Here is a 24,852-nt window from a genome sequence, read left to right as displayed (position 1 = left end):
TCAGCTGGAAAAAAGACATCTCTGTTAGAAGCTCTACAAAGATTGGCTCTTCCGGGAACGGAGTTACTCGCGAAGATTTCTAGTTCCTCGAAATGACAAACTACACGATGAAGCGAAATTTTCAATAAAAAATTCCAAATTCCAACTTTTGAGCTTACTCAGATTGGGAATTTGGAATTTTATAAATATTAGAATTTTTATTTAAAGAGAGATTTCCCCTCGAAGTGCCGTTTCAAAAACGTCTTTAAATTCGTTTTGCGGAATATTATGCCCAAGCAAATACATCAGTTTAGTGATGGCCGCTTCTGTAGTAATATCTTTTCCGGAAATAACACCCAGAGACTTTAAAGCTGTGCTTGTTTCATATTGTCCCATGTTGACACTTCCGCCGGAACATTGTGTAACGTTAACGATATGCATTCCGGAATTAATGGCTTTTTCAATTAAGTTTAAAAACCAATCTTCGGTTGGAGCGTTTCCTGACCCGTAAGTCTCTAAAACAATTCCTTTTAAACCTTTTGTCGAAAGAATCGAAGCTAAAACCACTTCGCTCATTCCCGGAAACATCTTTATAATCGCTACGTGATTGTCTAAATTTTTGTGAACAATCAAAGCCGCGCCTTCTTTTACAGGAAGAAATAAATGCGAATTTAATTTTAGATGAACACCGGATTCTACCAATTCAGGATAATTTGGTGCCGTAAATGCTCTAAAATGTTCCGCATTTACTTTTGAGGTTCTGTTTCCTCGGTATAATTTGTATTCAAAGTACAAACAAACCTCATTAATAACAGGTTTTCCGTTTTCCTGAAGTGAAGCAATTTGAATAGCTGTAATCAAGTTTTCTTTTGCATCAGTACGCAAATCTCCAATAGGCAATTGCGATCCTGTAAACACAACTGGTTTAGCTAAATTCTCAAGCATAAAGCTCAATGCCGAAGCAGAATATGACATGGTATCTGAGCCGTGCAGTACTACAAATCCGTCATAAGAAACGTAATTCTCTTCAATAATTTCTGCAATTTTCGTCCATTCTGCAGGATTCATGTTCGATGAATCTATCGGATTTTCGAATGAAACCGTTTCGATCTCACAATCTAATTGTTTGATTTCAGGAATCTTTTGAAGTAATTTTCCAAAATTGAACGCTTTAAGCGCTCCGGTTTCAAAGTCTTTGCTCATACCGATAGTTCCTCCGGTATAAATCAAAAGTATTTTAGCTTTAGATGACATCTTGGTATTTTAATTTATTGACAACCGGATTAGCATACATGGCCAGAAATCCTTGTCTTGTAACAGGATTATCGCTTCCTATACGCATTTCTAAACGACGCTCAAAAAGCGATTTTTCACTTTCTTTATACAAATGAGAGAATCGGGTTGTTTCGTTTAAAATATCGTAAGCAATAAAGTTGGTAGGCCATAATTGATAATTAGTCAAAATGGAATCATCAATAACTTGTGCCAAAGCCTGAACCTGCTTGTTTACATTATCATTTTCGGCAACAATTTTGTCAATTTCTGTATCTAAAACATCGCCAACAGAAATATGTATTCTTTTTTTAGTTCCCATGATACCGCTTAAAATGGTCATGAAATCTTCATTTTTATCTTTAACGTAAACTTCGTTGTTTGCTTCTGCCATTAATTGCGGCATTTTTAAAACATCTGTTGGGTCGTATTCGTAAGAAATAGAAACCGGAACGATCTTTAGTTTCTTAAAATAATCCATTAAGTTTTCTTCGTCAGAACCCATTCCAATCATTTTTAAAACACCTGGATTGGTTTCATCATTTCCGTCTTTTGTTCTTCCTTCTCTTTGTGCAATCCAAACCGAACGATTTTCGCGAAGCAGTAATTGTCCCATATATTCTGCCAGCAGTTTAGAGCTTTGGAGCATTTCACGAGGCGTTAATCCTCTTAAAACCAAAAAGTTTCTGTTTAATTTAGCCAATGTAGACAAGAAAGCTTTTTTAACCAGACTGTCTCCAATTGCAGATGCTGTCATGACCAAACCATGTTCGAACAGGCAAACGTTCAGCAAAGTAGTATCTAAAAGAATATCTCTGTGATTGGAGATAAACAGATAAGAAGTATTGGGTTCCAGTTTCTCGAAACCTGAAGTGGTAAGTCCTTCAGAGCTTTTTTCAAGAACCCTTTGTATTGTATTATAAATAAAATTACATTGAAAATCGCGAATCGAATGCGTTTTCTTAAGCTGTTCCTTCCAAACCTCATCTTCTACATCCGGAAATGTAAAGTTCATCATGGTTTTCATCATTGGGTGATTTACAACATCATGAAGTGCTTCATTTATTTCTGAATCATAAAACGGTCGAATGGCATCAAATCTCTGCATTATTTATATTGGTTTTAAGTGGGCAAAAGAACAAAAAAAAAATTAAAGTTTTGTAAGGCATAGGTTAAATCCCAAAAACGTCTTTTGAATTTTGCGTTGTTATTGCTGCGATCTCTTCTTCAGAGACGTCATATATATCTGCCAGTTTCGAAATTACATTGACCAGATAACTGCTTTCATTTCGTTTTCCTCTGTACGGAATAGGCGCTAAATATGGTGAATCTGTCTCCAAAACAATATGTTTTAAATCAATTTGATTTAAAAACTGATCAATTTTTCCGTTCTTGAATGTTACTACGCCGCCAATTCCTAATTTCATTTTATAAGAAATTGCCTGCTGTGCTTGTACTAAAGTTCCGGAAAAACAATGAAAAATCCCAAATAAATCTTCAGATTTTTCTTCTTCCAAGATTTCGAAGATTTCATCAAACGCTTCTCTGCAGTGAATTACGATTGGCAGTTTGTATTGTTTTGCCAGCTGAATCTGCTTTCTAAAAGCAATTTGCTGTTCTTTTAAATGTGTTTTATCCCAATACAAATCGATCCCAATTTCGCCAACGGCATAGAATTTTCGCTTAGCCAATTCGGTTTCTACATGTGCTAATTCTTCTAAGTAATTATCTTTCACGTAAGTGGGATGCAGCCCCATCATGAGGAAAATGTTATCCGGGTAATTTTTCTCTAAATCATACATAGACTGCGTAGCAGCGGCATCGATTGCAGGAATAAAAAAACGGGTAATTCCGGCATCAAGGGCTCTTTGAATCATTTCGTCACGATCCTGATCAAATTCTTCAGAATATAAGTGCGTGTGCGTATCGGTAATTATAGGTGTTGAATTCAATGGTATAATTTTAAAGTTGTCAAAATTACGACAATATTAAAAGAATACCAATTAAGTAGAGATTGGCATACGGATTTAAAGAATTCACTTTCGTGAAGGACATTTTTTTGTCATTCCTCAGAACAACATATTAAACTAAAAAACCTTTGTTAAAGTTTAAAACTTTGACAAAGGTTTACAAATATTAAGCAATCCTGAAGCTTCGGGAAAAGTGCCGCAAAAAAAGACCCCCAATTCTTTTCTAACTGCTGCTGTACCTTTCTCCCGAAGCTTCGGGATCGCTCAAAATATACTTTACTTTATTTTCCAGTTTCAATAAAAACTAAAGCTCTATCTAAAACTTCATCTTTTCCTTCCTGAATTCCTTTTATGGTTGGTTTTATTTCGATATCCGGAACAATACCTATTCTTTGCGTTTCTCTTCTATCTGGGTAATAAACTCCAATTCCGGTATATCTGGTGTGAAACGAAGCAAAATCAAGCTCGATTACATTTCCATCTGCTCCTGCAGTCTGGCTTCCAATAATCGTGGTATTACCAGCTGTTTGAAAACACATTGCCGTCCATTCTGCCTGACTTAAAGATTCTTCGTTAAGCAGCACAATGACTTTTCCCTTATAATTGTCTTTGTTTTCAGATCCACACTTTGATCCTTCTGTCCATTTGAATTTACCGGGATAACTAAAATCCGGATGTGTATAAATGGCAAATTTTTCTTCATGCGCGTTTAAAAAATTAGCGATATCATTATATGTCCCTTGGGGATAATTCCTCATGTCAAAAACAATCGCTTTAGTTGGTCTTAATTTTTCAATCATATCTGGAACATTAGCACTTTTAATGCGCCCCATATCTACGTATCCAATATTATGGTCTAAAACTTTAAATTTTTCCTTTCTCTTTTTAGCTCCTTTTTTAAATTCATTTCTGTGAGAATCATGATAATTGTACCATGTCATTGCTTTTGTTGTATACTTACCGTCTTTTAAAAATTCTACATCAACTTTTTCTGAGTTGCTGTTTAAAATTTTTCTAACCAATTTTCTTAAAAGGATCGGTTCGTTTGAAGCTCCAAACAAATCTCTGTATTCTGAAATGTAAGCTGCAATTGTTTTATTATTTACTTTTGTAATTACATCGCCTACTTTTATATCATCGGCCTGCGCCAAACTATCTGCAAGAATTTCAGTAACCACCATTTTGTTATCAATTATTCTGCAGTCAGCAGGGAAAAACCTCCTGCTTTCTTCAAATTTAGAATTCTTATATAGGGCAAATTCAACATGACTATCATCAAGTTTAGAGGCTGTTTTGCGTACTGCTGTAAAAAATTCATCTTCATTTTTCGCTTCAAGAACCAAAGGAAACATTTGCTTAAAAGTTTCATCCCATTTCTGATCCATTTTATATTTATACGGAAAGAAATATTCAACTAAATTCCAATACATAAAATACCATAAGATTCTGGAGTTCTTATCATCAAACTTCAGATTAAAATAATTTCCGTTTTTAAGAGGGTTGTATCCTGGTCCTATTTCTTCATCAGTTTGAAACCTATTATCCTCAATAAATTTTAATTTCTTAGAGAGTTTCTTAGAAAACAGCTTATTACTGAACCAGCTTAAATCGAAGTTTTTATCAAAATACTCAACATCTTTTGGTGCCGGAATTGGTGCAATTTCTTTTATTGGTCCAAGTTCGTCGATCCAGTTTTCCAGAATTAATGAAAATTCCTCTTTGGTTTGGGCTTTTTCTATTTTAGGTAATTTTTCTAAAAGCTGTACATCCCAATTTACTTCTCCGCCTGCCACTTTTGGATGGTAATATTTTAAGAAACCCCAGACTTTGCAGGTCGCAGTAAACTTTTCGGTTTCGGTTATTTTAACCGCACTAAAAATGGTTTGAGAAAATACAATAAAAAGAAATAAAGTAATTTTTTTCATTAATTGGGTTAATTAGATCTGGATTGTTTTTAAGTAAGTTCCTATAAAACAAAATCGAATTTAGAACTAAAATTCCAAATTCGATTGAGGTTTCCCGTAAAGGGAGTAAATATTTTAAGTAAATTTAATCCAGTTGATTTAAAAGTTCCTGAACCTGATCGTAGTCTTCATAATCTTCAGAAATCGTTTCCAGGATTTTTTTACAGGCTTCGTAATCTTTTTGTTTTAATTTCGATAACGCTAAATACCAAACTGCTTTCTCTTTATAAACAGAAGTTCCGGCTTTCAGCTCATTAAAAATTGCTTCGGCTTTTAAATAATGGCTTTCTTCTAATAAAGAAACACCATAAAAAAACTGAATTTCGGCTGTTTTTTGTTTCTGCAAAACGGTTTCAAAAAGCGGAATTGCAGTATTGTATCTTTTCTTGTTGTAAGCCGTTTCGGCCTCTTTCAAAGTCTCGTTGATCGTTCCTCTAACTGCAAAAGATGCTTGCTCCGGATTATTATAATCTCCAAAAACCGGATTTTGATTGTAATTAAAAAAGAACAAGCCAAACAGAACCGCAACCGAAGCTGCAACTGCCAGGTACCAAGGTTTTAAGCCTATTACTTTTGGTTTGTTGTTGAAATGTTTGTTTGAAATAGCGGCCACGTTTTGCTTGAATGCTTCTCTTTCCTGTTCAAATCCAAACTTGTTTGCTAACTGAAACTGCACGTTTTTGAATGTCTCAAATTCCGATGCGAATTCAGAATCCTCCAACAATTGTTTTTCAAAATCATTTTTAGCATCAATCGTTAATTCGCCTTGAAGATATTGATCAAATAATATATAGCGTTCTTCATTCATGACTAATTGTTTTTTAAAGATTTAAAGTTTTTTGCTTCCTGAATCCATTGTGTTAACTGGCCCACGCATAACGATTTTTTCTTGCGGACATAACCGTACGTTACATTTAGTTTTTCGGCCACTTCTTCCATCGATTTAATTTCAAAACTCAACTTTAAAAGCTCTTTACATTTCTCTCCTAATTTTTGAAACATGGTATCAAAAAGCTGTTGTTTTTCATCAAACTCTTCGGTTTGGCCTATTAACTCGTGCGCAGATTCATTCATAGATACTGCATCTTCAATAATTGTTACCCCTTTATTGGATGTTTTTTTGAGCTCGTTAAGCCACTTTCTTTTGCACAATAAAAAAAAGTAAGCATCGAACGGACAAGTTAATGTGAGCGAATTGCCTTTGGCCTGATTAAAAAGCAAAATCAAAATTTCCTGAACCACATCCTGCGCCTGGTCTCTATCTCCAGAATTGTTCATTACAAACATGACGACTTTAGGAACAAACTTTTTATATATAGACTGAATTACTGCCGAATCGTTTGAGGCAAGGCCGTCAATATAAATTTGGTCAGGATGTACTTTGTTTTTATCCATAAAAAAACTTTTAATCAGATAAAGTTAAAAAAGAATCTTAAATAAATTTCAAATAAAAGGGTAACAATTAATAATTGCAGTTGATATAAGGGAACAAATATCTTTTAAAAGAGTTAAAACTTAAGAGAAAATGGAAACGTATCAATTTACAAACGAAAAGACTTTAGCACAATTTCACGAAATGATTTCTGCCAAAACCCGAAATGGTTTTGTAGTCGTAGAACATAACGAAAAACTGCCGTATGTTGTTTTATCCAAAGAAAAAAAAGCCATTAAACATTCTTTCCACTTATTGCTTACCTGCCTTACTCTCGGACTTTGGGCTCTTGTCTGGATCTATTTAATTGTTACGCTTTCGCAGAAGAAAAGCATTCTCGTAGCTGTTGACGAAGACGGAAATCTGTTTGAAGACAAATGTCTTTCGGCATAAATAAAAAAAATTAAAAAACAGGGGTAACAAAATACTAACCTCCAACATCTATCAATATAATAATCATTAAAAACCAGAAATTATGAACACAAATTTTAAAACAATCGGACTTTTATTCCTTTTACTAATTTCTTTTGTAAGCTGCGATAACAGCGATGTTGATGACAGCGGCAGTATCGTGCTTCCTCCAACTTCGGAAGCATTTAAAAGCATAAGTACAAAAGGAGTAAAAAGAAATACGCAGAACTTTACTATCACGGCCGGAAATGGTGTCGTAACCCTAACTTCTGCAAAAGGTGTAAAATTAAGCATCAACGGAGACTGTCTTACCAAAAACGGAAATCCTGTAACCGGTCAGGTTGATATTGAATATATCGAACTTTTTGACAAAGGAAATATGCTGGTAACCAACAAACCAACAATGGGAATTACTGCTGACGGAAAGAAAAATCTTTTAATTTCCGGTGGAGAATTTTTCATCAAAGCAACACAAGGCGGTGTTGAACTTCAAACTTCATGTTACATGAATATGATTGTGCCAACTGCTTTAACTGATGGTTTGGATAATGCTATGACTTTGTGGACTGGTGTAATTGATGATAAAGGAGAATTGGCCTGGAGAGATGCAAAAGCAAATGCTGATGGAACCGGTGGTAAAGGCGGTGTACAAGGCGAAGGAGCCAATTACTATGTAACTTTTGGGAATTTTGGATGGACAAATGTTGACCGTTTTTACAGCGATCCGAGACCAAAAACAACTCTTTTGGTAAAAGCACCAGACGGATACGATAACAATAACAGTGCTGTTTACCTTTCTTATGACGGCGAAGGAACAAATGCACTGGCAAAATTAGATACTTATACGCCTGCAGGATTATTTAGCGAACACTATGGCCAAATTCCAGTTGGATTAAAATGTCACGTGATTTTTGCGACAGAATCTAATGGACAATGGAGATATGCGATTAAAGCCGTAACCGTTGCTGCCAACGACGTTTATACTTTTACCCTTGCCGAAACAACAGTCGGTACCGAAGCTCAGCTTGTTGCTGCAATTAATGCCATTCAGTAACTTTCAAATGCTTTTTTAAGAAAAAGTGATGATTTGCTCATCACTTTTTTTTACATTTAATCCTGTTTTAAGATTGATTCTGATGATTTTAAGACTAAAAACTATCTAGTTATGAAACCACAACTGTCTGTTTTCTTTATTCTATTCTCTATTTTATGTATTGGACAAACCAAAGTAAAAGACACCATAACCCGAAGAGCCACTATTGGTTTTATCCAGAACGGAAATGCCGTTACTTTTAAACCCGAAACACCGCCGCTGATTCCTATTGCAGGTGCTCCTAAACCCAGTTATTCTTATTTATGGGAACTGGGAGACGGTCATTACAGCAAAGAAGCCGAGCCTAAACACGTTTATAAAAAGAAAGGAACGTACACCACGAGGTTGGCTGTAACGAACAATTACGACAACGGAAAACCACCGGCAACACGACCGAAAAAAGTAGCTGTAAACGACATTACGGATAATAATTATAAAGACATCGCTTCTATCGCAGATCAAAATGGTTTTGCAATTTTAAAAAACTGCGATCCCATTCCGGAGCAGGAAATGGTAGTCGTAGTGAGTTATCAAAATATGGAGAATTATGTGGCAAACGGAAAGCTTTATCTTTTTTATAATGAAAAGCAATTTAAAAACAACAACTTTGAATTAAGCGATTTTAGAACTTACGCAGGCGAACGCGAAGTAAAAGAAAACTTAGTCGCTGCCGTTGATGACCTGGACGACTCTAATAATTTTGTGGCTTCTGCCGAAAATAATTTTAAACTAAAAAAATACCGAAATACAACTACCGAAGAAGACCTCGATGCTTCGCTTTTAGACGCTCATAAAACGTATCATAATGTTTCTGTTTTAGAATTTGATGATGCCAATCCGGGAGAAACACGCAATGTTTTTTATACATTTAAAACAACTCCTGAAATGATAAAAGATACCAGCGCAACGGTTACCATGCGCGGGATTTTTGTTCCTAACAGAAGCTATAAAAACCATAAGATTAAAAACCTTGAAATGGAAATCGTAACATCTCACGATCCAAATAAAATGGGCTCTAACGGACGTTTTATGAATTACAGACTGGTGCGTTTTAAAAGGGTAAATTTTAAAACCCGCTTTCAGAACAATGGCGAAGGTCCGGCGAGAAAAATTCGCTTAGAAACGGATATTCCGGATATGTTCGATAAAAAAACTTTTCAGATTGAAAGCATGTATCCAGAATGCCCAATCTGCCCAAAAGGCGAAGAACCAACCGTAAGTTGCCTTGATACTATCATCAAGCAGAAGCAAATTATATTTACGTTTAAAAATATTTATCTGCCGGGAACAGAGCAGAAAAATGTAAAGGAAAAAGACAGTACAAAAGGTTTTGTAAAATATTCGATGAAATTTGGCGAGGATTTTCACAAGGTAAAAACCAAAAGCCGTACTTCGATTATTTTCGATAAAAACGAACCTATTATAACAAACTATGCCACTACCCGATTCCTGCCCGGAATTTCGGTTGGCGTAAAGGCCGGGTATAATTTTTATCCGGATTTGGACAAATCGACAAGTTATTTTGTGGGCGCAACAATTTCGCCTTTTAAATCGTATCGTTTTTACTGGCAGGTTGAATGGGTCAATGCCTTAAATCAATATGATAGTGCCATAAATGTGGTGGATCAATTCAATACCAATGCAAACGGAACCAGACAGCTGGTACGCACCACTACTGCAACTGAAAACAAGAATATCAATTGGGAAGTTCCGGTTTTGATTCGCTACAACATTAACAATTATATTGGAATTGGTGCAGGAATTCAGGCGAATATCAATGTCTCGCAAGAACAAAACCAGCATATAAAAATTGATACTTATGAGGGCGATAAAGGAAACTTTTTAATCGATACAAGTACAACAAATAATACTATAAAAACTTCTTTTGCTGATTTTAAAACAGGCCTTTTGTTTGATTTAACGGCAGGTTTCGCCAGAATTGGGCCAAGTTTAGGCGCGCGTTATGTAATTAATTTTGAACAAAACTTTAATTATTTTCAAGTGTATGGAATCTGGAAATTTTAGTTTTTTGATAAACCACATAAGTGATATAAGTTCATATTAAAAGCCTTGTCTTAATGTATTTATAAATAAATTTCAACTTATATTACTTTAAAATTAGCTTTAAACTATACGCAGCAAATTAATTTAAACTTATATCATTTATATGGTGAAAAAAAATAAAACATGAACTTATATCTCTTATATGGTTTAATCTTTCTTTTTCTGAATCTGAATGTTTTTGGACAGCATCAGGAAGATAAAATATATAATGTCATTGATAAGTTCGCTGCTCATCCTTCTGCGGAAGCGTTACAAAATTTAAGCGCTGCAGAAGCTGATTTTTGGAGAAATTCAAAACCAAAAACCAAAGATGAATTGCTGGCCATTGTGGTTTTAAACTGCAATAAAGCGTATTATGAAAACCAGTTTGGACAGACTCAAAATGCGATTTCGAGTTACGAAAAAGCCTGGCAGATTTATCAAAAACAAAAACTCGGTGATTACGATATAATTGAATTCTGCCTAAAACCTTTAGGGAATTTATATACCGTTCTTTGCGATTATGACAGCGCCGAAAACACCATAAAACAATACTATTTTATTGTAAATACTTCTAAAAATTATCCTGATGCGCAAAAACAAAAGTTTGCTGCGATTTTAAATTTATCTAATGTTTATCAGAGTTCCGGCAAAATTTCTTTGGCAATTGAAGTTTTAGAAAATACGCTGAAAACAGAGAAATTATCTAATTCTCAGAAAGGAATTTTGCTGAATAATCTTGGAAATAATTATTGGTTAAATTCTAAACAATTCATTAAAGACGCGCTTCAAAATGCCGAAAAAGCATTTCAATCTTCAATAGAATATCTGAAAAACGAAAAAGGCCAAACCGAAACTTTATCCAATTCTTATCGCAATTTAGCTTCAATGAACCGACAATGGCAACGATTTGATGTGGCCGATCGTTATATGAAGATGGCCGAAAAGTTATTTTTAGAAAAGAAAAATCCCGAGCCGAGAAAATTGGCTAAACTCTATTATGAAAAAGCTTTATTGTTTTTTGATGAACAAAAATACGATGAAAGCGAAAAACAGATTTCGGCAGTTTTTAAAATTCTGATTCCGAATTACAATTCAAAAAATAGTCTTCCAAACCAAAATCAATTATATGCTGAAACGGTTTTAGTCGATGCATTCGATTTACAGGCGGAAATTTTAAAACTGAAAGATCCTAAAAAAGCGTTGAAGGCTTTTGAACTTTCCTTTTATATAGAAGATTTATTGATGAATAACCTGGTTTACGAAAACTCGAAAATCCTGATGCAGCTGCGATCCCGAAACCGTACCGAAAAATGCATTACAATTTATGATGAATTGTTTAAAAAGGAAGGCAAAACAAAATATCTGGAAGAAGCTTTTCAGTTATCCGAAAAAACAAAATCGGGCATTTTAAAAGATTATCGTTCGAATATTAAAAACGCTTCCGCGGAAGAAAAACAGCTTTTGCAAGAGCTTCAAAACTCAAATAATGCTATTTTAAAAGAACAGCAAAAAGGAGATTTGGCAGCTATTTCGAAGATAAACCAACTTATAAAAACGCAAAATAATTTAATGCTTTCGCTGAAAAAAATTCAGTCTGAAAATCAAAATTATGTTCCAGAAAACTGCGATTTAAAAGCATTATTTTCAAAATTAGAAAATGATAAAGCCATGATGGTTTATTATTTTATGGGTTCTGAAAAATTATATTTTTTCATTTTACAAAACAATCGAATTTCCTTAAATAATATCAACATAACTCATCTTGGAATTCCCAGAATTGCCCAATTTATTGATTATTTTAATACTGCTGATGCTATTACAAACGATATTTCCGGCTATAACCATTACGGAAAAGACGTTTATGATTTATTAAAACTGCCAGGAAATGCTATTTATCAAAACCTCATCATTGTTCCTGACGGAATTTTAAATTTTCTTCCCTTTGAAGCATTAATTACAGAAGAATCAAACACAACGAATTTTGCCAAAATGCATTATTTGCTTAATGAGTTCCAGATTGCTTATAATACTTCGGCGAATATTTATCTGAATTCTAAACCTGTTTCAAAATCTAAAAAAACAGTTTTGGGCGTTTTTCCGGTTTTCGAAAACACCCCTTTTGAATTGAGTTACTCGAAGAGAGAATTAGAATCGATCAGGAGTAATTTTAAAGGAAAATATTTAGAGAATTCAAATGCGACGTTTAGTAATTTTAAAAATAATGCCGTTAACTATTCTATATTACATTTGAGTACACACGCTTCATCTGGCGATATCGAAATGCCGGCGAGTATTAAATTTTACGATCAGGAAGTCCTGTATTCAGAATTGTACAATCTGCATATAAATCCGGATTTAGTCGTTTTAAGTGCCTGCGAAACCGGAATTGGAAAATTATACAAAGCCGAAGGTGCAATGAGTGTTGCGAGAGGCTTTCAGTTTGCGGGCGCTCAGAATCTGCTGTTTTCTTTATGGAAAGTAAACGATTTTACAACTTCGGTTTTCATGTCGGATTTTTATCAAAATGTCAAAAATGATGTTTCTTATTTTGAAGCGAATACGAATGCAAAGCTTGAATATTTAAAAGATAAATCTATTCCGAATGCGAAGAAATCACCTTATTATTGGAGTTCATTTGTGTATTACGGCTCTATTTCGTCCGAAGAAAAATCAGGAAATTATATCTATTATGTAATTAGTTTTTTGGTTGTAATTGGCTTATTTTTGGTTTTCAATCCTTATCGAAAATGGAAAATCTTCACGAAGTTCTCAAAAAAGAGAATTACAAAAAAATAAAATTTAAAGTTACCAAAACGCAGCATCTTTCTATAAAAGCCAAGATTAATGGTATTTCAGGAAACTTCATTTTAGATACGGGAGCTTCAAACACCTGCATTGGGTTTGAAAGTATCGAACGTTTTGAATTATCTGCAAAAAAATCAAAAACAAAAGCATCTGGCGCCGGCGGAAGCGGTATGGCAACACAGATTTCTTCTCAAAATAAATTACAGCTTGGAAGCTGGAAAAACAAAGATTTCAGCATTGTAATTTTTGATCTTTCGCATGTAAATGAGGCTTTGGAATCCTTTAAAACTAAACCTGTTCACGGAATAATTGGTGCCGATGTTTTATTGCAGGGAAAGGCAATTATTGACTATTTTAACCATTATTTGTATTTGAAATAATACTGAAAATTTCAATAAAAAAACTCCAATTCAATACAGTTTAAGCTTCAATTATTTAACAATAAATCTTTTATATTTAAGTAAGAATCTATTTTTCGTATATATTTGTTACTCCAATTAACAAACCTATACGTATGAAAAAAACTCTACTTTGTTTTCTTTTTCTCTTTGCGACAAATCTATTTTATGCCCAGGTTGGCACAATAGAGCATTGTTTTGGAGATAATTTCTTTGATTTAACGGTTAATAATTCTCTTTTGCTTGGCAATTTAAATCCGGCAGAAACCACTATTAGTTTTCATTTAAGTCAGGATGATGCTAATAATAATGCTAACTTAATTTTACAGCCAACGCAATATAATAGTTCAGCGCCATCTAAAACAATTTATGCCAGAATTGACAATAAGGGAACGGTTACTACCAATTATTTTGATCTAAAAATATATGAACCGTTAACCATAACGCTGCCTCTTAAAACCGATGTTAGCTGTTATGGGATGAACAATGGCCGTATATTCGTTCCTGTCTCCGGAGGTAAACTCCCTTATGCATATAGCGTAAACAATGGCCCTTATACCGTTTATAATTCCGGCAGCAACCTGCAATTAGAAAACTTATCTGCAGGAGTTTACACTATTCAAGCAAAAGATGCATTAGGTTGTCCAAGTCAGCCTTATGTAGTACAAATAGAACAGCCAAATGTTTTGATGGCAAATACAACTGTTGAGAATCAAAATACAATTATGGTTAATGCCACAGGAGGAAGACCAGAATATAGGTACTCTTTGAATGATGGAAATTATCAATTGAGCCCCTATTTCCCTAACCTGCAGCCCGGTACATATCATATACTTGTGAAAGATGTTAACAACTGTATATGTCAAGCCCCTACTGCAAAAATTTCTCCCCCGCTTGTTGCTGCGGTAAACGTTTCACCTGCTACCTGTAATCGCTTAGGTATGATTACCGTTACACCCGTTGGAGGAAATCCTTCTTATGTTTATTCTATCAATGGAAGCAATTTTTCTGCTTCAAATGTGTTTTTTGATTTACCGGCAGGAAATTATGTTGTAAAAGTTCGTGATGTACAAAATACTGAAATTAGTATTCCAGTAGTAGTTTCAACTGTAAATCCACCAATGTTAGTTCTTTCTGAATTGCAGGATGTAAATTGTGCGGGAGCAAAAAATGGATCGGTAAAATTATCCGCAACAGGTGGAGAAGGTCAATATTTTTATTCTCTGGATTCAGTAAATTTTCAGACTGGTAATACTTTTAACAACTTAGCAGCCGGCACCTATACGGCTACTGTTAAGGATGGCTTTAGCTGTATATCAAACCCATTAAGTTTTACAATAACTGAACCTGAACAATTAAAAGTTGAAGCATCAGTCGCTAAATTTGTTGACTGTGTGAGCAATGCCACTATAACAGCCACGGCTTCTGGAGGCTTAGTGCCTTACAAATATTCTATTGATGGCATTACTTATTCAGACAATACTACTTTTCCTGGTATCATTCCTGGTACTCATTCCATATACGTTAAAGATCAAAATGGCTGTGTTTCTTTTAAATCCATAACTGTTAATCAATATGTGCAAAGTCCATCTATTGTTACGGTAACTCAAATTTCTTGTATAAATGAAAAAGGGTCTGTTACCGTTCAGGGAACCAGCGGAAAACTCCCTTATCAATATTCATTAAATGGTCAGGCTTTTGGGACAAACAATGTATTTACTAATTTAGTCCCTGGTAATCACACCATTACCACAAAAGATAATAATGGTTGTTTAACAACAGATGTAGTTACAATTATCTCTTTTAATCCTTTAGCAATAAGTGCAATTTCAAAACAGGCAACCTGCTATGGATCAGCTGACGGTTCTATTGAGATAAATACCCATGGAGGAAAATTCCCATTTACTTATTCTTTGAGAAATGCTTCAGGCATACCAATAGCTGCTCCACAAAATTCAAATATATTTAATAATTTACCTGCGGGAGTTTATAATGCAGAAGTTCAAGATGCAAATGCATGTTTAGTATCTTTACAGATGTTTGTTGCAGAACCTGCAATTTTGCATTCAACAGTCAATGTAGACAATCAAACAGTTACTATTAATGCAACGGGTGGAAGTGGTAAATATTTATATTCAATAGAGTACTTTGGAAATCGACAATCCAGTAATATTTTTACAAATGTAAGTTTTGGAGATCACGAAGCTTATGTAATAGATGAGAATGGATGCTTTAATTTAGTTTATTTCACTGTAAATCCACCATCTCCCTTAATTAATGGAAAAAGCATTTTAAATATAGAATTCACACCAGGACAGACTTTAGGTGATCTTGTTCTTGAAGGTCAAAATATAAAATGGTACAGTTCTCCAAACTCCACATCTGGAAAATCACGTAAAACTGCCGAAACTACCTTACCTTTAACAACCGTTTTAGTTGACGGAACTACGTATTATGCCTCACAAACCATAAACGGAATTGAAAGCAAAGAACGTCTTGCGGTTACGGCCAAAGTAAACGTCTCTCTTTCTACGGAAGATTTTGTGCTGCCTAATTTTAGATATTATCCCAATCCGATTCAGCATGTATTGAATATCAGCAATTCTTCAACTATTGAGGATATTGAAATAATTTCTGTTTCGGGGAAATCTATTTTAAGTAAAAAAATAAACAATACACAATCTGAAATTGATTTATCGAATATTGCTTCAGGCTTTTATTTCTTAAAAGTAAAATCAGAAGGAAAAACCAAAACAATTAAGATTGTGAAAAAATAACGGAATTAAATTTCAATACAGAAATCCAAATTCCAAAACATAAAAAATCCCAAACTCCAATTAAGGAATTTGGGATTTTTACTTTTACCAATTTCTCCTGAAGTTCAGGATTGGAATTTGGACCCGAGCGATAGCGAACAGGCGAAGCAATTTCAATATTAAGATTTAAATCTTAATGAGTATGTTTCGGATTAAAACCGTCTTCGCTTAATTCTGTATGCTCATAATCAGCAACCATTTCAGCCTCGTAATCGATTTTTTCTCCTTTCGAGAATTTATGAATAATTTTCTCCATGATATTATAAATTACAGGAACCACAATTAAGGTTAGGAATAAAGAAGAAATTAATCCTCCGATAATTACCCATGCCAAACCGTTTTTCCATTCAGCTCCAGCTCCAGATGCTAACGCAATAGGGAACATACCAAATACCATCGCAATTGTAGTCATCAGGATCGGACGTAAACGAGCGTGGTTTGCCTGAATTAATGCCGTTCTAATCGATTCTCCTGCTGCTCTTCTTTGGTTCGTATAATCGACAAGCATGATCGCATTCTTACACACCAGACCAATCAACATAATAATACCTAAGATTGTAAAGATATTTAATGAGTTGTTTGTTAAGGCCAGAGCCAGCATCGCTCCAATAAACGAAAGCGGGATAGCAAATAATACAACAAACGGGTGAACGAAACTGTCATACAAACTCACCATTACAAGGTAAACCAAAATAATAGCGGCAAGTAAAGCGATTCCCAGAGTACCAAATCCTTCTGATTGGTTTTCCTGGTCACCACCCCAAATATAATTTACTCCAGCAGGTTTCTCTAACTTATCTAGTTTAACCTGCCATTGCTGAACGATTGTTCCTGATGGAACCCCAACGTTTTGTCCCTTTACAGTTACCGATGCAGATTTGTCTCTACGCTCTAACTGGCTAGGTCCGGAACCTTCTGTAATGTCTGCAAACTGAGATAATTTAATTTGCTGTCCGGCTGTGTTTACAAAAATAAGGTTACTTACGTCAGTAATACTTTTTCTGTCGAATGCATTGTATCGAATGTTGATATCGTATTCGTATTCTCCAGCTCTGTATTTACCGTCTGTATTTCCACTAAATGCAGTTTGCATCGTTAAACCAACTGTTTGAAGTGTTAATCCTAGAGCAGCCATTTTATCACGGTCAACTTTTACATTAATTTCAGGATTTCCGTCTTCAACTGTTAATTTAATCTCTGTTGTTCCTGGAATTGTACGTAATTCTGCTTCCGCTTTTTTAGCAAAAGCCATCGCTGCCTCTGTTGAAGGACCTGTTACGATTAATCCTAATGTAGCATCTTCTGCTGTACCTAAGATACCAACCGGAACTGTTTTTACTTTTGCTCCAACTAATACTTTTTCAAGTTTACGTTTAATTTTTGCTGCGTAAACATTTGCATCATCTGTACGATCTTTTTGCTCGATCATTTTTACGTCGATCTCAGCTTTATATGCTGTAGCTTGCGACGCTCCAAATCCTTCACTCGTTTGTCCTACAGTAGTAATTTGACTATGAACGTATTCTTGATTTTTAAGGAATGCCTCAGCTTTTTGAGTCATAAAGTTCGTTTGTTCTAACGAAGCGTCTTTAGGCATTTCAATCTGAACCAGGAACTCCCCACTATCAGATGAAGCAAAGAACTCCCCTCCAATGAAACCACCTCCCATTAATCCTACTGTCGAAACTAAGAATAATACAATTACTACAATGAAAGTTTTGATATAATGATCTAAACACCAAGTTAATAAATTAGAAACCCAGTTTGTGAAACGTGTTAAATAATCTTCAAAACCAAGAATAATTCTTCCAAATAAATTTTTCCCTTCAATATGTTCTAATTTTCCGAAACGAGATGATAACCAAGGAATAATAGTAAATGAAGCTAAAAGCGAAAGCATTGTTGAAATAATTACCGTAACACAGAATTGTGTAATGATATTAGATACTAAACCAGAACTCATCGCGATTGGAAGGAATACCACCACAATTACCAATGTAATCGAAGTAACGGTTCCACCAATTTCAGCCGTTCCGTCATAAGACGCTCGGATTCTGCTCTTACCCATCTCCATGTGCCTGTAGATGTTTTCCAATACCACAATCGCGTCATCGACCAGAATACCAACAACAAGAGATAAACCAAGTAAACTCATTAAGTTTAATGTGTACCCCATTAAATAGATACCAATAAATGTTGCAATTAACGATGCCGGAATCGAAACCATTACAATCAATGAGTTTCTAATACTATGCAGGAAGAACAACATTACAAATGCTACCAGAACTACCGCAATTAATAAATCGTGAACCACAGAGTCTGCTGCTTCAAGAGTAAATACGGTACTGTCTTTTGCAACTTCAAGTTTTAACTGATTTGCTTTATAATCTTTTTCAAGCGTTGCAATTGTTTTTAATAACTGCTCACTTACCGCAACGGCATTTGCATCAGATTGTTTTACGATTTGTAAAACAATAGCGCTTTTTTGATCTACACGAGATATTTTCTCGGCAACTTTTTGAGTATCCTGAACATCTGCGATTTCACCTAAACGAATTTGAATTCCGTTTTGAGAAGAAACCACTAAGTTTCTTAATTCGTCAACACTTCTATATTTACCTGCTAAACGAATTAATATTTTTTGGTTACGCGTCTGGATGTTTCCTGTTGGGAAATCTAAATTCGAACTTAAGATAGTCTGCTGAACCTGAGGAACAGAAAGTCCGTAACCCTGCATTTTTACAGCGTCAAGGTTTACCTGAATTTCACGCTCCGAACCACCAATAATATTTACCTGAGCGACCCCTTGTACACGAGATAAAATAGGCGCAATTTTTTTATCAATTAAGTCATAAAATGCGGCTTCGTCCATTTTACCGTTGGCTCCAAGTGTCATAATTGGTAAATCACTCAGAGAGAATTTGGTTAGCGAAGGCGTTTCAGCATCGTCTGGTAAATCACTAATGATGGCGTTTATTTTTCGCTGCGCATCATTTAAAGAAAAATCGACTTTTGCATTTGATGTTAAAGTAATCGAAACGATAGATAAACTTTCGTATGACTTTGAGTCAATTTTCTTAACATTTTCTAAGGAAGCAATCGCATCCTCGATTTTTTTTGTCACGGTATTTTCTACCTCACTTGGAGAAGCTCCCGGATAAATAGTAGAAATTGTAATAACGTTTTGTTCAAATTTCGGGATCAGCTCATAGCCTAGCTGGCTGTAACTGAACAATCCACCAAGAGTCAGAATTGTAAACAATACAATTACTAACGACGGACGTTTTATGGATATTTCGGCTAATTTCATATTTTTTTAATGCTATAGGCTTTAGGCTGTAGGCTTTAAGCTTTAAGGTTTAATTTCATATTTTTTAAGTGCTATATGCTTTAGGCTGTATGCTTTAAGTTTTTGAATTGCTTATTGCCTATAGCTTATCGCTTAAAGCTTACTTAATAATTTCTATTGTATTTCCGTCTTGTAAGTTAATCTGACCTGTAACAATTACTTTTTCTCCATCAGATAATCCTTTGATAACTTCAACTTTATCACCCAAAATTCTTCCTGCAGTTACTTTTCTTAATTTTGCAACTCCATTTTCAGCAACAAAGATTTCGTTACTGCTTACACTTCCTACGAATGCATTTCTAGGTACAACCATTAAGTGTTGTTTTTGTTGGTTTGATGCAAAGTTTGCAGTTCCGTACATACCTGCTTTTAGGTCGTTGTTAGCATTATTTGTGATTTCAATTTCAACCGGAAAATTTAAAGATGCATCAGCTTTTGAAGCAATGAAAGTGATTTTTCCTGAAAAAGATTTATCAGGATAAACACTAGCCGTTACATTAATAGTATTACCCACTTTTAAACTGGCAACCTGATTTTCATTTACTGTAACTACTAATTTTAACTTAGAAACGTTTACGATATCAAATAATGCAGTTGCCGGCATTCCTGCTAAAATTGATCCTGGCTCAATATATTTTTTATTGATAAAACCATTGATTGGCGCTTTTACTTTAGTGTCGCCAACATTAATGTTAGCTTGTTTCAGGTTAGATTCAGCATTTGTTAAAGCTAGTTTTGCCTGATCCAATTGTTGTTTTGTAACACCGCCTGTTTTAAAAGCATTCTCGTATCTGCTGTAATCTGATTTTGCATTTTGATAAGCAGCCTGAGCTTGTTGAGCACTTACATTAATGGCATCGCCTCTCATTGTTAGCAACGTCTGACCTACTCTTACATAGTCACCTTCTTTAGCTAAAACACTGATTACTTTTCCAGATTTTTCTGCAGAGAAAGTCAATTCCTGAATAGGCTGAAAGTTTCCGTTTGCAACGAAATCTAATGAAACTTCTTCTGTTTTTACATCAGAAACTTTTACTGAAACTGCTGCATTTTTTTCGGCAACGATATCTGTTTTTGCCTTGTTTTCTTTCTTATTATTATTTAAGACATATCCAATCACACCCAGCGCTGCGATTATGACTACGATTGTTATAATAGTTTTCTTCATTGTAATTAGTTATTTAGTAAGAGATTTAAGTTCGCCTTTTGATTTGATTAGAGATATTTCGGCAATTTTATAATTTAAAACTGCTCTTGTATAATTATTTTGTGCTTCAAGTGATGCATTTTCAGCATCCAATAAATCGGTTAAAGATGCTAATCCCTGAAGATAATTGTTTTTGGTATTGCTAAGGATTTCTGTTGCCAAACGCATATTTTCTTTTTGATTTTCAATCGTTACAAGATTATTTTCGATTTGCGTCATGGCATTTCTGTAATCTAAATCAAGTGAAAGTTTGGTATCTTTAATATCCTCTTGAAGAGATCTGATTTCTACATCTGCCTGTCTTACTTTTGCACGGGTTCCAAAACCTGTAAAGATTGGCACATGTAAGTTTAATCCAATTGCAGAGAAGTCTGACCAATACACTCCCTTAGAAGGTTTTGCAAACCAAGGCATTTCAGGTCCCTGACCAATATAATTGTAACCTGCAGTTAATGAAAGTGTAGGGTAATAACCCGCTTCTACAGCTTTTTTGTTGTATACCAAAAGCTCTTCTTGTTTTTTCAAAAGCAGGTATTCTGTTCTGTTTTCAATATTTGGCTCTTGTGTTAAGGCTGCAGGAACAACTTCAAATTCTTCTTTTGGCATATCGATTTGAGTTTCGATAGGCATACCCATATAGAACTTCAGGGCATTTTCCTGTAAAGCGATTTGGTTTTTAATCTGCTGACGTTCTGTATCAATGTTTGACATTTTAACAATGATACGGTCTAAATCAATTTTTTTAGCCAGACCATTATCAAACTGCCCTTTAACGATATCACGAACTTTTGTTGTGTTTACGTAATTGCTGTCTAATAAAACCAATCTTTCTTTTTGTACATAAACTGAATAGTAGTTATTTGCAACTCTTTCAATAACTTGTTCTTCTGTTAACTGATCGTTTATTTGATAAAACTCACGAGTAGATTTTGCAGCTCTCAATCCTGTAAAAACAGATTGATCAAAGATTGCCTGAGTTAAAGAAACCCCAGCCGTAGAAGTCCATTTTTGACCAAACGCTGCCTGAATTGTAGTTCCCGGCTGACCAAATCCTGCTCCATCAATTACGGTTGTCTGAATTACCGGATTGTATGTTAAATTTCCGTTGGCAGAAATTTGAGGCAAAGCTCTTGAACGTACTTCCTGAATTTTGTATTCACTATTTTCAACCTGAAGTTTTGCTTTTTTAGCATCGGCTTTATTTTGAAGCGCGTAGTTAACTGCCTCTTTTAAGGTTAAAGTTGTTACTTGTGCGTTGGCCGATAAGCCAATTGTACACAAAAATATAAGAACTATTCGTTTCATATGTAGTTAATATTTGTTTATTGATGATTTAAAAAAATCACTTATTTATAGATTGATGATTATACTTTAACTTTTTGAAGCTGCTTTTCCAGTTCAACTATACCTTTTTCTGTTGCCATTGCTCTGGTATGATATTCCAGTGCTTCTAACTCAATTTTTTGTGCTTCTCTCTCTGAAATCGTTGTTTCATTAATGTGAAAAATTAAAGTGTAATAAAATTTCACATACAGATCTATATTTAAATCAGGTCTGTACAAACCTTCACTTATCCCCTTTAAAATATTATCTCTGAAATAGTGATTGCACTGATCTATTTCATGCGTCATTACATTTTGATAGATTTCAGGATAATGCTTTTTTAACTGATATAAAGGAGATGTATCAGTATTGTTTTTAAACATATCGCGAAACATTTCCCTAATTTCAAAATTCTCATGAATTGCATTATAATTTTTTGCTACAATCGTATCAATAACCTCATGCACTTGTCTGTGAACTGTTGAAGTGCTCTCTTCGATCAGGACTTCTTTATTACAGAAATATTTATAAATCGTTTTTTTTGAAATACACATTTCTCCAGCAATGTCATCCATTGTAACGCTTTTAAAACCAAGTCTTAAAAACAATTCACTTGCTTTTGATATAATTTTCTCTTTCATTTTAAATTTCCCGATTGCATTACAAATATAGACAGGAAACTAAAATCTAAAAAATAGTTTCCATGATATTTGTAATAATTTTACATTAACTTATCCCGTTCTGTAAGATTTATATGCTAAATTCTAAATTAGCAATCAGCTTAATATCTTTTCCAAGAGCCAAGCCTCCATTATGGTGATAAGAATTATAATCTAAACCAAAATCCTGACGCTTAATATCTCCTTTAATTTCAAAAGCTACTTTTTTCTCGCCATTGTAATTATTTACCCCTATAAATTCAGCATCAAGCTCTACCACTCTCGTTACATCTTTGATGGTCAAGTCTCCTTTGAAGAAATTGATGTTGTTGTTTATTTTTTGAAATGAAGTCGATTTAAAACTGATTATCGGATGTTCATCTACATCAAAAAAATCCTGAAGCTGCAAATTGGTATCGATTTGCTGAAAACTCTCCGTTTTATTATTAATATCCAGTGAAAACTCAACCGACGCATCTTCAATTTCATTATCTTCAATATTCACATAACCGCCAAATTTGTTTGTTGTTCCTCCCAAATAAGCAATTATCGAATGTCTCATTTTAATTAAAACATCTGATTGAGTAGAATCTAAAGTCCATGTTGTTTTCATAATTATTTGATTTAATTGAGTTTATAAATCACTCAAACTCTTTTTGGAAACTTTTACAGTGTTCTCAGTTTCCAAATAATGCTGCAAATATATACAGGAAACTCTAAACACCAAAAAAGTTTCCAAGTTTTTTTAAAAATAATTTTAACTTCTTAAGAATTAATGCATTTGCCGGCGATTTTAGATGGAAACTCGGATTTAAAATTTTAAGAAAGAAATAATTCATAATGAATCGTATCTTTGAGGCTCGTAAATCAGAATTTCATTTTATGCACGATATCAGTCAGTACCAGGATTTTTTTATTGATTACTTAAAAAAACAAAACATACATAAAGAACCCACAAATCTTTACGAACCTATTGAATACATTTTAGGACTTGGCGGAAAACGTATGCGTCCGGTGCTTACTTTAATGGCTGCAGAAGTTTTTGATACTGATTATAAAGTGGCTCTTCCGGCTGCAATGGCCGTTGAAGTTTTTCATAATTTCTCGCTTGTTCATGATGATATTATGGATGATGCCCCTTTACGAAGAGGACAAGTTACGGTACATGAAAAATGGAATTTAAATACCGGAATTCTTTCCGGCGATGCCATGCTTATTTTGGCTTATCAATATTTTGAGCAGTATGAACCTGCCGTTTTTAGGGATTTAGCTAAACTTTTCAGCAAAACTGCCCTTGAAGTATGTGAAGGCCAGCAATGGGATGTTGATTTTGAACAAAGAAACAACGTTACCATTCCGGAATATCTAAAAATGATTGAATATAAAACGGCTGTTTTAGTAGCTGCAGCCATGAAAATGGGCGCCATTGTTGCTAAAACTTCTGAAAAAGATGCAGATTTAATTTATGATTTCGGATTGAATTTAGGTCTTGCTTTCCAATTACAAGATGATTATTTGGATGCTTTTGGAGATCCTGAAACTTTTGGAAAACAAGTAGGCGGCGATATTATCGTGAACAAAAAAACATATTTGTACCTTAAAGCTTTGGAGTTTTCGGCTTCTGAAAAAGCATTAGAGCTGGAAAAATTATTCAGTTTACAACTAGAAGATAATGCAGAAAAAATAGAAACCGCAAAAGCAATTTTTAACGAATCAGGAGCTTCAAAATCAACTCAGGAAGCGATCGAAATGTATACTTTTAAAGCATTTGAAACATTAGAAAAAATGGACATTCATGCTGAAAAGAAGGATATTTTGCGAACATTTGGTGAAAATTTAATGGGAAGAAAAGTATAATTTCTTGCCACAGATTAAAGAATTTAAATGATTTTTTTGCTGCGAATTTTCGCGAATTTCTATACGAATTAAATTAGTGTAATTCGTGGCGAGAAAAACTTAACTTTTATACACATACTAAACCCGACAGGTTTTATCCCGAGGCTTCGGGACTGTCGGGTTTGTCATTTCAAGCACTAAAGGAGCTTCGACTCCGCTCAGCCTGACAAAATGATGATAAAACCTAATGTCATCGTGAGCAAAGTTATCATGAAAATGAATGTCACCCTGA

Annotated in this window: 18 protein-coding genes; 7 read left to right on the top strand and 11 right to left on the bottom strand. The window is 34.4% G+C overall.

Annotation, left to right across the window (positions count from 1 at the left end):
- Nucleotides 1-201: 201 nt before the first annotated feature.
- From BKM63_RS07370 to BKM63_RS07345, 6 genes are all read right to left on the bottom strand, one after another.
- Nucleotides 202-1,233, bottom strand: coding sequence for an asparaginase (locus BKM63_RS07370; protein WP_071635971.1), 1,032 nt, complete (start codon nucleotides 1,231-1,233; stop codon nucleotides 202-204).
- On the bottom strand, nucleotides 1,223-2,359 hold the full coding sequence (locus BKM63_RS07365) for a 1-acyl-sn-glycerol-3-phosphate acyltransferase (protein ID WP_071635970.1): 1,137 nt from the start codon (nucleotides 2,357-2,359) through the stop codon (nucleotides 1,223-1,225). Before BKM63_RS07365 ends, BKM63_RS07370 begins: the two co-directional genes overlap by 11 nt.
- 64 nt (nucleotides 2,360-2,423) lie before the next feature.
- Nucleotides 2,424-3,203, bottom strand: a complete 780-nt coding sequence (locus tag BKM63_RS07360; RefSeq protein WP_071635969.1) for a TatD family hydrolase — start codon at nucleotides 3,201-3,203, stop codon at nucleotides 2,424-2,426.
- Nucleotides 3,204-3,502: 299 nt separating this feature from the next.
- The gene (locus BKM63_RS07355; protein WP_071635968.1) at nucleotides 3,503-5,146 is read right to left on the bottom strand and encodes a S41 family peptidase; all 1,644 of its coding nucleotides are present in this window, start codon (nucleotides 5,144-5,146) and stop codon (nucleotides 3,503-3,505) included.
- A 124-nt stretch (nucleotides 5,147-5,270) separates the two neighbouring features.
- The gene (locus tag BKM63_RS07350) at nucleotides 5,271-5,993 is read right to left on the bottom strand and encodes a tetratricopeptide repeat protein (protein WP_071635967.1); all 723 of its coding nucleotides are present in this window, start codon (nucleotides 5,991-5,993) and stop codon (nucleotides 5,271-5,273) included.
- 2 nt (nucleotides 5,994-5,995) lie between these two features.
- Complete coding sequence (locus tag BKM63_RS07345) at nucleotides 5,996-6,580, bottom strand: RNA polymerase sigma factor (protein WP_071635966.1); 585 nt, start codon at nucleotides 6,578-6,580, stop codon at nucleotides 5,996-5,998.
- 130 nt (nucleotides 6,581-6,710) lie between these two features.
- On the opposite strand from BKM63_RS07345, the gene BKM63_RS07340 reads away from it, so the two are divergent.
- The 6 genes from BKM63_RS07340 (at nucleotide 6,711) to BKM63_RS07315 (ending at nucleotide 16,147) form a co-directional block, all read left to right on the top strand.
- A complete protein-coding gene (locus BKM63_RS07340) occupies nucleotides 6,711-7,010 on the top strand; it encodes a hypothetical protein (protein WP_071635965.1) in 300 nt (99 codons plus the stop codon).
- 82 nt (nucleotides 7,011-7,092) lie between these two features.
- A complete protein-coding gene (locus BKM63_RS07335) occupies nucleotides 7,093-8,082 on the top strand; it encodes a hypothetical protein (RefSeq protein ID WP_071635964.1) in 990 nt (329 codons plus the stop codon).
- Between the two features lie 111 nt (nucleotides 8,083-8,193).
- Nucleotides 8,194-10,146: a PKD domain-containing protein gene (locus BKM63_RS07330; protein WP_071635963.1), complete on the top strand. Its 1,953-nt coding sequence runs from the start codon at nucleotides 8,194-8,196 to the stop codon at nucleotides 10,144-10,146.
- A 162-nt stretch (nucleotides 10,147-10,308) separates the two neighbouring features.
- The gene (locus BKM63_RS07325) at nucleotides 10,309-12,963 is read left to right on the top strand and encodes a CHAT domain-containing protein (protein WP_071635962.1); all 2,655 of its coding nucleotides are present in this window, start codon (nucleotides 10,309-10,311) and stop codon (nucleotides 12,961-12,963) included.
- Nucleotides 12,915-13,352 carry a retropepsin-like aspartic protease gene (locus tag BKM63_RS07320; RefSeq protein ID WP_071635961.1) on the top strand — a complete coding sequence of 146 codons (438 nt, stop codon included), beginning with the start codon at nucleotides 12,915-12,917 and terminating at the stop codon, nucleotides 13,350-13,352. The genes BKM63_RS07325 and BKM63_RS07320 overlap by 49 nt, the downstream gene beginning before the upstream one ends.
- A 134-nt stretch (nucleotides 13,353-13,486) precedes the next feature.
- Complete coding sequence (locus tag BKM63_RS07315) at nucleotides 13,487-16,147, top strand: T9SS type A sorting domain-containing protein (protein ID WP_071635960.1); 2,661 nt, start codon at nucleotides 13,487-13,489, stop codon at nucleotides 16,145-16,147.
- Nucleotides 16,148-16,319: 172 nt separating this feature from the next.
- Here the strand turns inward: BKM63_RS07315 and BKM63_RS07310 are convergent, their stop codons facing one another.
- From BKM63_RS07310 to BKM63_RS07290, 5 genes are all read right to left on the bottom strand, one after another.
- Nucleotides 16,320-19,496 (bottom strand): efflux RND transporter permease subunit, encoded by a 3,177-nt coding sequence (locus BKM63_RS07310; RefSeq protein ID WP_071635959.1) that lies wholly within the window; start codon nucleotides 19,494-19,496, stop codon nucleotides 16,320-16,322.
- Between the two features lie 139 nt (nucleotides 19,497-19,635).
- Complete coding sequence (locus BKM63_RS07305; protein ID WP_071635958.1) at nucleotides 19,636-20,703, bottom strand: efflux RND transporter periplasmic adaptor subunit; 1,068 nt, start codon at nucleotides 20,701-20,703, stop codon at nucleotides 19,636-19,638.
- Between the two features lie 9 nt (nucleotides 20,704-20,712).
- Nucleotides 20,713-22,047 (bottom strand): TolC family protein, encoded by a 1,335-nt coding sequence (locus tag BKM63_RS07300; RefSeq protein ID WP_071635957.1) that lies wholly within the window; start codon nucleotides 22,045-22,047, stop codon nucleotides 20,713-20,715.
- A gap of 59 nt (nucleotides 22,048-22,106) precedes the next feature.
- Nucleotides 22,107-22,706, bottom strand: coding sequence for a TetR/AcrR family transcriptional regulator (locus BKM63_RS07295; RefSeq protein WP_071635956.1), 600 nt, complete (start codon nucleotides 22,704-22,706; stop codon nucleotides 22,107-22,109).
- A gap of 109 nt (nucleotides 22,707-22,815) precedes the next feature.
- On the bottom strand, nucleotides 22,816-23,337 hold the full coding sequence (locus tag BKM63_RS07290) for a YceI family protein (RefSeq protein ID WP_071635955.1): 522 nt from the start codon (nucleotides 23,335-23,337) through the stop codon (nucleotides 22,816-22,818).
- A 269-nt stretch (nucleotides 23,338-23,606) separates the two neighbouring features.
- Here BKM63_RS07290 and BKM63_RS07285 point away from each other — a divergent pair, with 269 nt between their 5' ends.
- Nucleotides 23,607-24,581: a polyprenyl synthetase family protein gene (locus BKM63_RS07285; protein ID WP_071636314.1), complete on the top strand. Its 975-nt coding sequence runs from the start codon at nucleotides 23,607-23,609 to the stop codon at nucleotides 24,579-24,581.
- The last annotated feature ends 271 nt before the right edge of the window (nucleotides 24,582-24,852 follow it).

It is taken from the genome of Flavobacterium johnsoniae, assembly GCF_001879205.1.
GTDB lineage: Bacteria > Bacteroidota > Bacteroidia > Flavobacteriales > Flavobacteriaceae > Flavobacterium > Flavobacterium johnsoniae_A.
Note: the sequence above shows the minus strand (reverse complement) of the source record. Positions and strands in the feature narration are given on the sequence as shown.

What these genes read in the sequence shown, in the direction of transcription:
- BKM63_RS07370 (WP_071635971.1), bottom strand. Translation starts at nt 1,233, where the DNA reads ATGTCATCTAAAGCTAAAATACTTTTGATTTATACCGGAGGAACTATC.
- BKM63_RS07365 (WP_071635970.1), bottom strand. Translation starts at nt 2,359, where the DNA reads ATGCAGAGATTTGATGCCATTCGACCGTTTTATGATTCAGAAATAAAT.
- BKM63_RS07355 (WP_071635968.1), bottom strand. Translation starts at nt 5,146, where the DNA reads ATGAAAAAAATTACTTTATTTCTTTTTATTGTATTTTCTCAAACCATT.
- BKM63_RS07350 (WP_071635967.1), bottom strand. Translation starts at nt 5,993, where the DNA reads ATGAATGAAGAACGCTATATATTATTTGATCAATATCTTCAAGGCGAA.
- BKM63_RS07345 (WP_071635966.1), bottom strand. Translation starts at nt 6,580, where the DNA reads ATGGATAAAAACAAAGTACATCCTGACCAAATTTATATTGACGGCCTT.
- BKM63_RS07340 (WP_071635965.1), top strand. Translation starts at nt 6,711, where the DNA reads ATGGAAACGTATCAATTTACAAACGAAAAGACTTTAGCACAATTTCAC.
- BKM63_RS07335 (WP_071635964.1), top strand. Translation starts at nt 7,093, where the DNA reads ATGAACACAAATTTTAAAACAATCGGACTTTTATTCCTTTTACTAATT.
- BKM63_RS07330 (WP_071635963.1), top strand. Translation starts at nt 8,194, where the DNA reads ATGAAACCACAACTGTCTGTTTTCTTTATTCTATTCTCTATTTTATGT.
- BKM63_RS07325 (WP_071635962.1), top strand. Translation starts at nt 10,309, where the DNA reads ATGAACTTATATCTCTTATATGGTTTAATCTTTCTTTTTCTGAATCTG.
- BKM63_RS07320 (WP_071635961.1), top strand. Translation starts at nt 12,915, where the DNA reads ATGGAAAATCTTCACGAAGTTCTCAAAAAAGAGAATTACAAAAAAATA.
- BKM63_RS07315 (WP_071635960.1), top strand. Translation starts at nt 13,487, where the DNA reads ATGAAAAAAACTCTACTTTGTTTTCTTTTTCTCTTTGCGACAAATCTA.
- BKM63_RS07310 (WP_071635959.1), bottom strand. Translation starts at nt 19,496, where the DNA reads ATGAAATTAGCCGAAATATCCATAAAACGTCCGTCGTTAGTAATTGTA.
- BKM63_RS07305 (WP_071635958.1), bottom strand. Translation starts at nt 20,703, where the DNA reads ATGAAGAAAACTATTATAACAATCGTAGTCATAATCGCAGCGCTGGGT.
- BKM63_RS07300 (WP_071635957.1), bottom strand. Translation starts at nt 22,047, where the DNA reads ATGAAACGAATAGTTCTTATATTTTTGTGTACAATTGGCTTATCGGCC.
- BKM63_RS07295 (WP_071635956.1), bottom strand. Translation starts at nt 22,706, where the DNA reads ATGAAAGAGAAAATTATATCAAAAGCAAGTGAATTGTTTTTAAGACTT.
- BKM63_RS07290 (WP_071635955.1), bottom strand. Translation starts at nt 23,337, where the DNA reads ATGAAAACAACATGGACTTTAGATTCTACTCAATCAGATGTTTTAATT.
- BKM63_RS07285 (WP_071636314.1), top strand. Translation starts at nt 23,607, where the DNA reads ATGCACGATATCAGTCAGTACCAGGATTTTTTTATTGATTACTTAAAA.